Here is a 13,172-nt window from a genome sequence, read left to right on the forward strand (position 1 = left end):
GATAGGGAAGGTGGATTTATTTGCATTTTCCGCTAGGCAACAGGTATATTGTTGATAAGACATCTCACAATAAAGATATCGCCCACTTTACGAAGGAAAAGGAGGAGTTTGATTGGTCGATGAAAAAATAACAACGGTTGGGCCGGTTCGTGTCCATACGATTTCGACTAATAAGTATAAAACGAATACACTTGTTTGGAAAATGAAAGCGCCGCTTGCCAAAGAAACGGTAACGCTGCGTGCGCTGCTTCCGTACGTTTTGCAAAGCGGCACGGCCGATTATCCGAGCGTCAAGGCGTTGCGCACCTACCTAGATGAGCTGTACGGAGCGACGTTGAACGTCGATTTAACAAAAAAAGGCGAAGACCATATCATGACGATCCGCATTGATGTTGCGAATGAACGGTTTTTGCCAGAGCAAACGCCGCTCCTGGAGAAAGCGCTTCAATTGCTCGCCGATCTCTTGTTCCGCCCAGCGCTTGAAGGCGGCCGGTTTGTTGAGGATATCGTCGCTCGGGAAAAACAGGCGCTAAGCCAGCGTATTCAAGCGGTATATGATGATAAAATGCGCTATGCAAACATGCGCCTCGTGCAAGAAATGTGCAAAGGTGAGCCGTACGCCCTCTCACCAAACGGCGAGCTCGAGGACATTGACGCCATCACAGCGGAACGGCTGTATCGCTATTACGAGCAGTCGTTGGCTGAAGATGAGCTTGATTTGTATGTCATCGGCGACGTAGACGAAGAAGCAGTGCTCGCTGCTGTCAAGCGTCGCTTCTCTTTGCCGGACCGTCCGCAGCCGTCGCGTGCGCCGCTCGCTTCGGCAAAAGCGCGAGGAGAAATAAACGAAGTCATCGAGCGGCAAGACGTGAAGCAAGGAAAATTAAACATCGGCTACCGGACGAATGTGACGTACGAAGATGACGATTATTACGCCTTGCAGCTGTTTAACGGCATTTTCGGCGGCTTTTCTCATTCAAAGCTGTTTATCAACGTTCGCGAGAAGGCGAGCCTCGCCTACTATGCTGCATCCCGACTTGAAAGCCATAAGGGGCTTTTGCTGGTCATGTCCGGTATTGAGCCGGCCAATTATGAAAAGGCGCGCCGCATTATTGATGAACAAATGCAGGCGATGAAAAACGGCGATTTTACGGATGAAGAAATGGAACAAACGAAAGCGGTCATCCGCAATCAGCTGCTTGAGACGCTTGATACGCCGCGCGGGCTTGTCGAGGTGCTGTACCATAACGTCGTCTCAACGCGGAAACGCCCGTTAAACGAATGGCTTGCCGGCACGGATGGTGTGACGCGCGAGGATGTCGTGCGCGTCGCCGAAAAGGTGGCGCTCGATACGGTGTACTTTTTGACCGGAATGGAGGGGGCGACGGAAAATGGAAAAGCGGGTGTATGAAACGCTGCAAGAAACGTTGTTTTATGAAAAAATGGACAACGGTCTTGATGTCTACATTTTACCGAAAAAAGGGTTTCACAAAACGTATGCGACGTTTACGACGAACTACGGTTCTGTCGACAACCAGTTCGTCCCGCTCGGAAAAACGGAAATGAAACGCGTCCCGGACGGCATCGCTCATTTTTTGGAGCATAAGCTGTTTGAAAAAGAGGACGGCGACGTGTTTCAGCAGTTTAGCAAACAAGGCGCTTCGGCGAACGCTTTTACGACGTTCACCCGTACTGCCTACTTGTTCTCAAGCACCGACAACGTGGAGAAAAACTTGGAGACGTTAATGGATTTTGTACAAACGCCGTATTTTTCCGACAAGACCGTCGAAAAAGAAAAAGGCATCATCGGCCAGGAAATCCGCATGTACGATGACAACCCGGACTGGCGCGTTTACTTCGGTGCCATCGAAAGCATGTACCATCACCATCCGGTCAAAATCGACATCGCCGGCACAATCGAATCGATTGCTGAGATTACAAAAGAGTTGCTGTATGAATGTTACGAAACATTTTATCACCCGAGCAACATGCTGTTGTTTGTTGTCGGTCCGGTCGATGAGCAACAAATTATGCAGCAAATCCGAGACAATCAGGCGAAAAAGTCATTCCCGCAAGCGCCTGAGGTGAAACGGTTCACGTACGAAGAGCCAAGCGGTGTGGCGGAAAAGAAAAAAGTCATTCCGATGCATGTGCAGACGAATAAATGTTTTGTCGGTATTAAAGCGCCGTCCGTGCCGAATATCGGCGAACAGAAACTCCGCCATGAGCTCGCGTTTCACGTGCTGCTTGACTACTTGTTCGGCAAAAGCTCGCCGCATTACGAACGGTTGTATCGCGAAGGATTGATTGACGATACGTTTATGTACGACTATACGGAAGAGCGCGAATTTGGCTTTGCCCTTGTCGGCGGCGACACGAGAGATGCGGAGCGGCTGGCGGCAGAGGTGCAGAAGGTGCTGCAGTCGTTTTCAGCTGACGCGGTACAAAAAGACGAGATCGAACGAGTGAAAAAGAAAAAAATGGGTGCCTTTTTGCGCGCGCTCAACTCGCCGGAATACATCGCCAACCAGTTTACACGCTATGCTTTTTATGGCGCTAGCTTGTTTGATATTTTGCCGGCGCTCTCGTCGCTTACGCTTGATGATATTGCCGCTGTCGCCGACTCGTGTTTCCGCGACTCGCAAATCGCTGTTTGTGAAGTTGTGCCAAAAGGGCAATGATGGCATCCTTCATGAGAAGGATGCTTTTTTACGGCAAAAGGAAGGGGAGAATGTTTGATGAACTACGCGTTAATCACCGGCGCTTCAGGCGGCATCGGGCAAAGCATTGCCCGCGAGCTTGCTAAAGCCGGCTACGGGCTGCTGCTTCATTACTATCGGCGGCGGGCACCGGTCGAAGCGTTACAAGAAGAGCTTCCTGATACACACATCGTCCCGCTCGAAGCCGACTTGTCCGCGCCCGGTGGAGTCGAGGCGCTCCTTTCGCAAATCGACCGCCCGGTAGACGCCATCATTTATAACAGCGGGGCGAGCTATTACGGATTGTTGACCGATATGAACGATGAATTGATCGAGCGGATGGTGCGCCTTCATGTGACAAGTCCGGCGCAGCTCGTGAAAAAACTGCTTCCACCGATGATTTCGAAAAAACGTGGCCATATTGTGTTGATTTCATCGATTTGGGGGCTTTGCGGCGCATCGTGTGAAGTGGTTTATTCGATGGTAAAAGGCGGGCAAAATGCATTTGCCAAAGCGCTCGCCAAAGAGCTCGCCCCGAGCGGCATCCGCGTCAACGCTGTCGCGCCTGGAGCGATTGCTACCGATATGTTGCGAGCATTCAGCGCCGAGGAGCTCGAAGCGCTGGCTGACGAAATCCCAGTCGGCCGGCTCGGCACTCCTGAAGAAGTAGCAAAAACAGTGGCGTTTCTTTTATCGGACGCCGCTTCGTACATTACTGGCCAAGTCATTTCTGTCAACGGCGGTTGGCATTGCTAAACGTATATTTTCTGCGCGGGCAGGCAAACTATCCTTGAAACGTTCATCAAGGAGGGAATGCACATGTCGGTATTGGATAACTTTGAACAATGGAAACACTTTTTGGCTGATCGGCTCGAACAAGCGCAACAACAAGGATTGAGCGAGCAAGTGATCTCGGACGTCGCCTATCAAATCGGGGACTATTTAGCGAAAAACGTCGATCCGAAAAACCCGGAAGAGCGGGTGCTGTCCGATCTTTGGAAAGTGGCTGATGAAAAAGAACAGCACGTCCTTGCCAACATGATGGTAAAGCTTGTCCAACAAAAATAACAATCGATAGAGAGGGGAATCCCTCTCTTTTTTCTTCTCCCCTTTTCGGTTGCTTTTCCGCTCATGATTATAGTAGTATGAATTTAGCATAAGGCGTTCGTGCGGACAACGATAAGGGAGGAGACGGGATGGGCAAGCAGGAATGGTATTTGGAGTATGAAATTCATGTCAACCGCCCAGGGTTGTTAGGCGACGTCGCATCGCTGCTTGGGATGTTGTCAATCAATATCGTGACAATCAACGGCGTTCGGGATTCGCGCCGCGGCATGCTGCTTCTTTGCGACAACAATGAGCAAATTGAGCGGCTGGCGACGATTTTGCGGACGATGGACAACATTACGGTAACGAAGTTGCGCCAGCCGAAGCTGCTTGACCGTCTAGCCGTCCGCCATGGCCGCTACATCCGGCGCGATGCCGACGATAAAAAAACGTTTCGTTTTGTCCGCGACGAACTCGGGCTGCTTGTCGATTTTATGGCAGAAATTTTTAAAGAAAAAGGGCACAAGCTTGTCGGCATTCGTGGAATGCCGCGCGTCGGTAAGACGGAGTCGATCGTTGCTGCCAGCGTTTGCGCCAATAAGCGGTGGCTGTTTGTATCATCGACATTGATTAAGCAGACCATCCGCACCCAGTTGATGGAAGACGAATATAGCGAAGATAACATTTTTATCATTGATGGGATCGTCTCGACACGCCGAGCAAATGAGCAGCACTGGCAACTCATTCGTGAACTGATGCGCCTTGAGTCGACGAAAGTCGTGGAACATCCGGATATTTTTGTTCGCCATACGGAATATACGCTCGATGATTTTGATTATATTATCGAGTTACGCCATGAGCCGGGCGAAGATATTTCCTACGAAGCGATCGAGCGCCCGTCCTTGTTGGGCGGTGACGGTTTTTCTGAATTTGGTTTTTAATAAAAAAATGGAAGGTGTTGGGTGTTGACGGAATTGGGAAAACGTCTGCGGGAAGCGCGAGAGGAAAAACAAATTAGCTTGGACGAGCTGCAAGAGATGACGAAAATCCAGAAGCGGTATTTGATCGGCATTGAGGAAGGAAATTATGCGATTATGCCGGGTAACTTTTACGTACGTGCCTTCATCAGGCAATACGCTGAGGCGGTCGGTCTTGACCCGGACGAGCTGTTTGAACAATATAAACAAGATATTCCGCAGTCTTATCAAGAGGATATTCCGCAGCCACTGTCGCGTGTGAAAACGCGCCAGCAGCTTTCCGCCGAAGGGACGAAATGGCTCGACTGGTTGCCGAAGCTGATTGCTGCGGCATTTGTCATCGGGGTGGCTGTTCTCGTTTGGGTGTTGCTCCAACACAACACGGCGGGCGAGCCGTCGACACGAACAAGCCCGGAGACGGCGGAAGTCGAAAGCTCGAAAAACTCGCCGCTTGAGCAGGCGAAAGAAAAGCAGTCAGCAAAGGAATCGGATGAGAAGGCAAAGGATGAAAACGCAAAGGGTGAAAACGAACAATCGGTTACCGATGATGAGAAGCCGACTACCCCAACCGCTGCGTTGAACGTGACAACAAAGCAAGGCAATACAGCGACCATTGAGGTGGAAAATGCTAGTTCTTTTACTGTTGAATTGTCGTCTAAAGGGGCGTCATGGGTCGAAGTGTACAACACGAAAGGCCATTCATTTTACCGTGGCAACTTAACGAAAGGGCAAACGAAAACGTTTGACTTGTCAGCAGAAAGCGAAGTGTGGGTGAAAATCGGGCGCACGCTCGATGTCGATGTGAAAGTAAATGGCCAGCCGTTTGCCTATCCGTTTGCCCCGCAAGACGAAGTGTACCAAAAGCTGCGTTTCATCTTGAAAAAATAATGGTAAAAAGCGGCTTTTTTTTCAGAAAGGAAGCCGCTTCTTTGTCCGGATAGATGTTGAATTAGCGGAGGTAATTTGTTGTGAACTTGCCGAATAAAATTACGGTAGCGCGCATTATGCTCATCCCATTTTTCTTGATCGTAATGCTTGTTCCGTTTGGATGGGGGAGCGTCCAAATCGGTAGGACGGAGCTCCCGATCGCTCATCTTGTCGGCGCGCTCATTTTCATCATCGCTTCAACGACAGACTGGATTGACGGCTATTACGCCCGTAAATACGGATTGGTGACAAATTTAGGGAAGTTTTTAGATCCGCTCGCCGATAAACTGCTTGTATCGGCAGCACTTATCGTGCTCGTCGAGCTTGGTTTGGCTCCGGCTTGGATGGTGATCGTCATCATCAGTCGCGAGTTTGCCGTTACCGGGCTGCGGTTGGTGCTCGCTGGCGAAGGGGAAGTTGTCGCGGCCAATATGCTTGGAAAAATTAAGACGTGGACACAAATTGTGGCGATTGCTGCCTTGTTGCTACATAATTTTCCGTTTTCGCTCATCCCGTTCCCGTTCGCCGATTTGGCGCTTTGGGTGGCAGTGGTGTTCACCATTTGGTCTGGCTGGGACTACTTTGCGAAAAATAAACATGCTTTTGCCCATTCGAAATAGCCGGCGGGAAAGGGGGAACGTCCGTTGAATGCGGAAATCATTGCTGTTGGCTCCGAGCTGTTGCTCGGACAAATTGCCAATACGAACGCCCAGTTTTTGTCGCAGCAGCTCGCTGAACTTGGGATTAACGTTTATTTCCATACAGTCGTCGGCGACAATGCAGCCCGTCTCGAACAAGCCGTCAATGTTGCCCAGACGAGGGCTGACTTGATCATTTTTACCGGTGGACTTGGACCGACAAAGGACGATTTGACGAAAGAGACGATCGCCCGTCTGCTCGGCCGCCGGCTTGTCACTGATGAGGAAGCACTACGGGCGATTGAAGCATATTTTGTCCGCACGAACCGGCCAATGACAGAAAACAACAAAAAGCAGGCGCTCATCTTGGAAGGATCGACAGTGCTGAAAAACGAGCACGGCATGGCGCCAGGGATGGCGCTTTCGGTCAATGGCATTACATATATGCTGCTGCCTGGGCCGCCGAAAGAAATGCGTCCGATGTTTACAAAATACGGAACCGCCTTTTTGCGTGGGGCGTTTTCGCTTGCGGAGCGAATCGAATCGCGCGTGCTTCGTTTTTTTGGCATCGGCGAATCGGCGCTTGAGACAGCGGTTGCTGATTTGATTGACGCCCAGTCCAATCCGACGATCGCCCCGCTGGCTGGCGACGGCGAAGTGACGCTTCGTCTGACGGCAAAACATCGGGATCAGGCGGAGGCGAAGCGGCTGCTTGATGAAACGGAAGCGGCCATTTTGGCGCGCGTCGGCCGCTATTGTTACGGATATAACAACGAAACGCTGTTTACGAAAACGATCGAACGGTTAAAAGAAAGAGGGTGGACGATCGCTGCGGCTGAGAGCCTGACCGGCGGGCTGTTTCTCGAACAGCTGACAGCCATCCCGGGCGCATCGGCAGTGGTGCAAGGCGGCGTCGTCTGCTACACAAACGACGTGAAAGAAAGGATGCTTGGCGTGCCGCGGGCGCTGTTAGAGACGGACGGGGCGGTCAGCGAATCGTGCGCTCGCTTGCTTGCCGAAAACGTCCGGACGATGTGCAGCGCTGATGTTGGCATCAGCTTTACCGGCGTTGCTGGTCCTGATCCGCTTGAAGACCATCCACCCGGCACCGTTTATGTTGGCGTCGCTGTCCGCGGGCGCGACACAACTGTCCACCGCCTCACTTTATCCGGCACGCGCGATAACATTCGTGTCCGCACCGCCAAATACGGTTGTTTCTTTTTGCTCCAGATGCTTGCGGCCAGCGATTGACCGGCCGCTTCCTTCCTTAAACATATTCCACCGCACATTGCTCTCTTCCACTGCATCAGTATGGTGATTGTTGCTAGTTTCCCCATTGAAAAAACGAATAAATGTTCGACTTTTTGCTTGGCAATGGTCGCAAAACGCGGTATAGTATAAGTAGCTCGAGAATTAAGGAGGAGTAGGTTAGTGAACCAAGATCGTCAAGCTGCATTAGAGCAGGCGTTAAAACAAATTGAACGACAGTTTGGCAAAGGGGCCATTATGAAGCTCGGCGAACAGGCGGAGCGGCAAATCTCGACCGTTCCGAGCGGTTCGCTGGCGCTCGACATCGCATTAGGTGTCGGCGGTTATCCGCGCGGGAGAATCATCGAAATTTATGGTCCGGAATCATCCGGGAAGACAACTGTTGCCCTTCACGCGATCGCTGAAGTGCAAAAACAAGGAGGACAAGCAGCTTTCATCGATGCCGAGCATGCGCTTGATCCGATTTATGCACAAAAATTAGGGGTCAACATCGATGAATTGTTGCTTTCCCAACCCGATACGGGCGAGCAGGCGCTCGAAATTGCCGAAGCGCTCGTACGAAGCGGTGCGGTCGATATTATTGTCATCGACTCGGTGGCGGCGCTCGTACCGAAAGCAGAAATTGAAGGGGAGATGGGTGACGCCCACGTCGGCTTGCAAGCCCGCCTCATGTCGCAGGCGCTCCGTAAGCTGTCTGGCGCCATTAACAAATCGAAAACGATCGCCATCTTCATCAACCAGATCCGTGAAAAAGTCGGAGTCATGTTCGGCAATCCAGAAACGACGCCGGGTGGACGGGCTCTTAAGTTTTACGCTTCCGTCCGTTTAGAGGTGCGCCGCGCTGAACAAATTAAACAAGGCAATGACATGGTTGGCAACAAAACGAAAATCAAAGTTGTCAAAAACAAAGTTGCTCCGCCGTTTAAAACGGCCGACGTCGACATTATGTACGGCGAAGGCATTTCCCGCGAAGGGGAAATCATCGATATGGCGGCCGAGCTTGACATTGTGCAAAAAAGCGGTTCATGGTATTCCTACAAAGATGAACGGCTCGGTCAAGGGCGTGAGAATGCGAAGCAGTTTCTGAAAGAAAACCCGCATATTGCTGAAGAGATCGCCCGCGCCATCCGCAAACATTACGGCATCGATGCCGGCGAGGCGGGCGAACCGCTGCAAGACGAGTTCGGGCTGCTTGAGGAGTAATGGCACGAAGGCGTCCTAGCTACTGCTAGGACGCCTTTTTCCTAGGAGACGGGTAATGTCATAACAAGCGTGGCCAAGAAGACCATTTCTTAAGTTGAGAAACCTATGAATCTTGCCCTTCGTTGCCATCAAGAACAGTTGAGTGAACGGAACCAGCTGTTGTTCACCGGCCGTCCATCCGTTCGCCCGACGGAACCGTCAACGTGCCTTTTTCACTGAGGACAGGGTGCACCGTAGCGGCTGGAGCAGTGGCTGAGGCACGCTTGTGTAATATCTTGACAATTCATGTTGCCACCTTTACAATGAACATGTATATTTGTCCAAATATATAGCAGGGCTAGCCTGCTTGAAAAGGCGAACCGCCTTCGTGCGGTGAAAGCCGCACGGGAAACGCCAAACAAAACGACCGAGCTAACGTTTTGAAAACGGGAATGTCCACTTGCGCCGGACGATTGGGGGCAACAGTGGCGCGAAGAAAGAGCGAAAGTAAATTGAACAGCAAGAGGAGGTGAAACGATGGGTTCGATCATCATCTCCGCTTTGCTTGCCTTAGTCATTGGTGCCGTTGTTGGCTTTTTTGTTCGCAAATCGATTGCCGAAGCAAAAATCGGTGGGGCGAAAGCAGCTGCCGAGCAGCTGATTGAAGAGGCGAAACGCGCGGCGGACGCCTTGAAAAAAGAGGCGCTTCTCGAAGCGAAAGACGAGATTCATAAATTGCGTACGGAAGCGGAACACGATATCCGCGACCGGAGAAGCGAACTCCAAAAACAAGAAAACCGCTTGATGCAAAAGGAGGAAAACCTCGACCGCAAAGATGAGGCGCTCAATAAACGCGAGGCGCTGCTCGAAGCGAAAGAAGAAGCGTTAAATGAAAGACAACAGCATATTGAACAAATGGAAAGCAAAGTGGAAACGCTCATCAAACAGCAACAAACCGAACTCGAACGCATTTCCGGATTAACGCGCGACGATGCGCGCCATCTCATTTTAGAGCGCGTCGAAAAGGAACTGTCGCATGAGATTGCGATGATGGTCAAAGAAGCGGAAACGCGGGCGAAAGAGGAGGCAGACAAGCGAGCGAAGGCGATTTTGTCACTCGCCATCCAGCGCTGCGCCGCCGATCATGTCGCCGAAACGACCGTCTCTGTCGTGAACTTGCCAAACGATGAAATGAAAGGGCGGATCATCGGACGCGAAGGGCGGAACATCCGTACGCTCGAGACGCTCACCGGCATTGATTTAATTATTGACGATACACCGGAGGCGGTCATTTTATCCGGATTTGACCCGATTCGTCGCGAAACAGCGCGCATTGCGCTAGATAAGCTCGTGCAGGACGGCCGAATCCATCCAGCGCGCATTGAAGAAATGGTCGAAAAGGCGCGCCGCGAAGTGGATGAACACATCCGCGAAGTCGGTGAACAGACGACGTTTGAAGTCGGCGTCCACGGCTTGCATCCGGATTTGATTAAAATTTTAGGGCGGCTTAAGTTCCGGACGAGCTACGGGCAAAACGTCCTAAAACATTCGGTGGAAGTGGCGTTTTTAGCCGGGCTGATGGCGGCCGAGCTCGGGGAAGACGAAATGTTGGCGCGTCGGGCCGGCTTGCTTCATGACATCGGCAAGGCGATCGACCATGAAGTGGAAGGAAGCCATGTGGAAATCGGCGTTGAGTTGGCGACGAAGTATAAAGAACATCCCGTTGTCATCAACAGCATCGCCTCCCACCATGGCGATACCGAGCCGACATCAGTCATCGCCGTGCTCGTTGCGGCAGCGGACGCCCTGTCGGCGGCACGGCCGGGGGCGCGCAGCGAAACGCTGGAAAACTATATCCGCCGCTTAGAGAAGCTCGAAGAAATTGCGGAATCGTACGAAGGGGTGGAAAAATCGTACGCCATCCAAGCTGGCCGCGAAGTGCGCATCATGGTCAAACCAGATATGATCGACGATTTGGAAGCGCATCGGTTGGCGCGCGATATCCGCAAGCGAATCGAAGAAGAGCTCGATTATCCGGGTCATATTAAAGTGACAGTCATCCGCGAAACGCGGGCGGTCGAATATGCGAAATAAAGTGGCAGCCTATTGCCACTTTATTTTTTTGTCCGTAAAATAAGAGAGTATACCGATCGCCTGATGATCTTTACAGTGGCGATACTTTTGATTTAGAAAGGGATTGATGATGAGAATTTTATTTATCGGCGATGTCGTCGGTTCGCCGGGGCAAAAAATGGTCGAGCACTATTTACCAAAATTAAAGGAGAAGCACCGGCCGGATATCGTCATCATTAACGGGGAGAACGCCGCCAGAGGGAAAGGAATCACTGAGGAGATTTATCGTTCATTGCTTGCGCAAGGGGTCCACGCCGTTACCCTCGGCAATCATGCTTGGGATAAGCGGGATATTTTTGAATTTATCGATCAGGCGAAAGCATTGATCCGCCCGGCGAACTATCCGCCCGGCACACCGGGAAAAGGCATCGTCTACGTGCCGACCGAGCATGGCGAGGTAGCGGTGATCAACTTGCAAGGGCGAGCGTTTTTGCCAGCGATTGACTGCCCGTTCCAAAAGGCAGATGAATTGATTGCCGCTGCTTCCGAGCGAACGTCGGTCATCATTGTCGATTTTCATGCTGAGGCGACGAGCGAAAAACAGGCGATGGGCTGGTATTTGGACGGCCGTGTATCTGCGGTCATTGGCACGCATACGCACGTCCAGACGGCTGATAACCGGATTTTGCCGAAAGGAACGGCGTATATTACCGATGTCGGTATGACAGGTCCGTATGACGGCATTTTAGGGGTCGACCGAGAGGCGGTATTGCGTAAGTTTTTAACCGGCCTGCCGGTTCGTTTCGACATCAAGGAAGGAAGAAGCCAGTTAAACGCTGTGCTTGTCGATGTTGATGCCAAAAGTGGACGGGCGCTTCGCATTGAGCGCTTAATCATTAACGATGACCACCCTTATTTTGAATAGTTTATTTTTTTATAAATTTTTAAAAACATACTCCTCCCGTGCAGGAATAGTTGTCAAAGCAGTGAATATAGTTACAGTGAAGACTTTTTATCGAAATCCATTTTCCAAGGAAACGAGGGAGGAGCTAGAGATGGAGATATTAAAAGTTTCAGCAAAATCGAATCCGAACTCTGTAGCTGGTGCACTTGCCGGGGTGTTGCGCGAGCGCGGCGCAGCGGAAATTCAGGCGATCGGCGCAGGTGCATTGAACCAAGCCGTTAAGGCAGTAGCGATCGCACGAGGGTTTGTGGCACCAAGCGGTATGGACTTAATTTGTATTCCGGCATTTACGGATATTATGATTGATGGAGAAGAACGGACAGCTATTAAATTAATCGTCGAGCCTCGTTAACTGGATGACTGGTAAATGGTAAAATATAACCTGTTGGCGCCTTCAGCTTCGAAGGCAGGCAGGTTATTTTTGCTTTTTTAAGGGGGAAAATGAATGATTTTTGATGCCCATTGTGACGCGCTGATGAAACTATGGCAAGACCGTTCATTATCGTTTCAGGACGAGCCATCGCTTCATGTCACGCTTTCGGGAATGGCAGAAGCCGGGGTGAAAGTGCAATGTTTTGCCATCTACGTACCAGAAACAGTGCCGGAAGAAGCTCGGTTCACGGTGGCGCTCGAGATGGTGGATATGTTTTTCACCCGCATTGTGGATCTGTTTCCGTCTGTGAAGGTTGTGCGGACGAAACAAGACATCGCCACCCTCAAAGAAGGGGAGATCGGAGCGATGTTGACGCTCGAAGGATGCGATGCGATTGGCGCCAACCTTGTCAAGTTGAAGACGCTCCTTCGCCTCGGCGTTGCTTCCGTTGGTTTGACATGGAATTTTCCAAACGCTGTCGCTGACGGGGCGTGGGAGAAGCGCGGGGCCGGGTTGACTGCGTTCGGCCGACAAGTTGTCGAGCTGCTCAATGAAACGAAACGGTGGGTCGATGTATCCCATTTATCGGAAAAAGCGTTTTGGGATGTGATGGAGACGGCCTGTTTCCCGATCGCTTCCCATTCCAACGTCTATCGCCTCTGTCCGCACCCACGCAACTTGACAGACGAGCAAATCAAGGCGCTGATCGAAAAAGATGGGATGATCGGCATTAATTTTGTACCGGATTTTTTGACAAACGACAAACGGAGAGCGACGGTCGCTGATGTTCTCCGTCACCTTGATTACGTATGCGCGCTTGGGGGAGCAAACAACGTCGGGTTTGGCTCCGATTTTGATGGCATTGAGGAGACGGTGTCCGGCCTTGAAGCGGTGAAGGAATACCCTCGACTTGTCAATGAGTTGTACAAGCATTACTCCGCTGAGCAAGTGGAGCGTTTTTTGTTTCGTAATTTTTACGAGCATTTGCCCGAGTGATAAATATCATTGAATATATACCTCTAT

Annotated in this window: 13 protein-coding genes; all 13 read left to right on the forward strand. The window is 51.2% G+C overall.

The window, feature by feature from the left end; all coding sequences use genetic code 11:
- Positions 1-112: 112 nt before the first annotated feature.
- The 13 genes from yfmF to DSM465_RS0101925 all read left to right on the forward strand — a co-directional run bounded on the left by yfmF (position 113) and on the right by DSM465_RS0101925 (position 13,145).
- The gene (gene yfmF, locus DSM465_RS0101865) at positions 113-1,411 is read left to right on the forward strand and encodes an EF-P 5-aminopentanol modification-associated protein YfmF (RefSeq protein ID WP_008878517.1); all 1,299 of its coding nucleotides are present in this window, start codon (positions 113-115) and stop codon (positions 1,409-1,411) included.
- Complete coding sequence (gene yfmH, locus DSM465_RS0101870; RefSeq protein ID WP_008878516.1) at positions 1,392-2,681, forward strand: EF-P 5-aminopentanol modification-associated protein YfmH; 1,290 nt, start codon at positions 1,392-1,394, stop codon at positions 2,679-2,681. The genes yfmF and yfmH overlap by 20 nt, the downstream gene beginning before the upstream one ends.
- 57 nt (positions 2,682-2,738) lie before the next feature.
- Positions 2,739-3,455, forward strand: coding sequence for an elongation factor P 5-aminopentanone reductase (gene ymfI / locus DSM465_RS0101875; RefSeq protein ID WP_029760492.1), 717 nt, complete (start codon positions 2,739-2,741; stop codon positions 3,453-3,455).
- 63 nt (positions 3,456-3,518) lie between these two features.
- Complete coding sequence (locus tag DSM465_RS0101880) at positions 3,519-3,767, forward strand: DUF3243 domain-containing protein (protein WP_008878514.1); 249 nt, start codon at positions 3,519-3,521, stop codon at positions 3,765-3,767.
- Positions 3,768-3,895: 128 nt separating this feature from the next.
- Complete coding sequence (locus tag DSM465_RS0101885) at positions 3,896-4,687, forward strand: DUF3388 domain-containing protein (protein ID WP_008878513.1); 792 nt, start codon at positions 3,896-3,898, stop codon at positions 4,685-4,687.
- Between the two features lie 24 nt (positions 4,688-4,711).
- Entirely contained in the window at positions 4,712-5,611 is a 900-nt protein-coding gene (locus DSM465_RS0101890; RefSeq protein WP_029760493.1) for a helix-turn-helix domain-containing protein, read from the forward strand.
- 80 nt (positions 5,612-5,691) lie between these two features.
- On the forward strand, positions 5,692-6,270 hold the full coding sequence (gene pgsA, locus DSM465_RS0101895) for a CDP-diacylglycerol--glycerol-3-phosphate 3-phosphatidyltransferase (protein ID WP_008878511.1): 579 nt from the start codon (positions 5,692-5,694) through the stop codon (positions 6,268-6,270).
- Positions 6,271-6,294: 24 nt separating this feature from the next.
- Positions 6,295-7,539: a competence/damage-inducible protein A gene (locus DSM465_RS0101900; RefSeq protein WP_029760494.1), complete on the forward strand. Its 1,245-nt coding sequence runs from the start codon at positions 6,295-6,297 to the stop codon at positions 7,537-7,539.
- A 180-nt stretch (positions 7,540-7,719) separates the two neighbouring features.
- Complete coding sequence (gene recA / locus DSM465_RS0101905) at positions 7,720-8,760, forward strand: recombinase RecA (RefSeq protein WP_008878509.1); 1,041 nt, start codon at positions 7,720-7,722, stop codon at positions 8,758-8,760.
- A gap of 516 nt (positions 8,761-9,276) precedes the next feature.
- On the forward strand, positions 9,277-10,833 hold the full coding sequence (gene rny / locus DSM465_RS0101910; protein WP_008878508.1) for a ribonuclease Y: 1,557 nt from the start codon (positions 9,277-9,279) through the stop codon (positions 10,831-10,833).
- A 109-nt stretch (positions 10,834-10,942) separates the two neighbouring features.
- Entirely contained in the window at positions 10,943-11,737 is a 795-nt protein-coding gene (locus DSM465_RS0101915) for a TIGR00282 family metallophosphoesterase (protein ID WP_029760496.1), read from the forward strand.
- A gap of 130 nt (positions 11,738-11,867) precedes the next feature.
- Positions 11,868-12,128 carry a stage V sporulation protein SpoVS gene (gene spoVS, locus DSM465_RS0101920; protein ID WP_008878506.1) on the forward strand — a complete coding sequence of 87 codons (261 nt, stop codon included), beginning with the start codon at positions 11,868-11,870 and terminating at the stop codon, positions 12,126-12,128.
- Between the two features lie 93 nt (positions 12,129-12,221).
- The gene (locus DSM465_RS0101925; protein ID WP_029760497.1) at positions 12,222-13,145 is read left to right on the forward strand and encodes a dipeptidase; all 924 of its coding nucleotides are present in this window, start codon (positions 12,222-12,224) and stop codon (positions 13,143-13,145) included.
- Positions 13,146-13,172 lie beyond the last annotated feature (27 nt).

Source organism: Geobacillus thermodenitrificans subsp. thermodenitrificans DSM 465 (assembly GCF_000496575.1).
GTDB lineage: Bacteria > Bacillota > Bacilli > Bacillales > Anoxybacillaceae > Geobacillus > Geobacillus thermodenitrificans.

Excerpts from the sequence above, each read along its gene's own strand:
- DSM465_RS0101915 (WP_029760496.1), top strand. The coding sequence starts at position 10,943 with ATGAGAATTTTATTTATCGGCGATGTCGTCGGTTCGCCGGGGCAAAAA.
- DSM465_RS0101885 (WP_008878513.1), top strand. The coding sequence starts at position 3,896 with ATGGGCAAGCAGGAATGGTATTTGGAGTATGAAATTCATGTCAACCGC.
- DSM465_RS0101880 (WP_008878514.1), top strand. The coding sequence starts at position 3,519 with ATGTCGGTATTGGATAACTTTGAACAATGGAAACACTTTTTGGCTGAT.
- DSM465_RS0101925 (WP_029760497.1), top strand. The coding sequence starts at position 12,222 with ATGATTTTTGATGCCCATTGTGACGCGCTGATGAAACTATGGCAAGAC.
- ymfI (WP_029760492.1), top strand. The coding sequence starts at position 2,739 with ATGAACTACGCGTTAATCACCGGCGCTTCAGGCGGCATCGGGCAAAGC.
- rny (WP_008878508.1), top strand. The coding sequence starts at position 9,277 with ATGGGTTCGATCATCATCTCCGCTTTGCTTGCCTTAGTCATTGGTGCC.
- spoVS (WP_008878506.1), top strand. The coding sequence starts at position 11,868 with ATGGAGATATTAAAAGTTTCAGCAAAATCGAATCCGAACTCTGTAGCT.
- yfmH (WP_008878516.1), top strand. The coding sequence starts at position 1,392 with ATGGAAAAGCGGGTGTATGAAACGCTGCAAGAAACGTTGTTTTATGAA.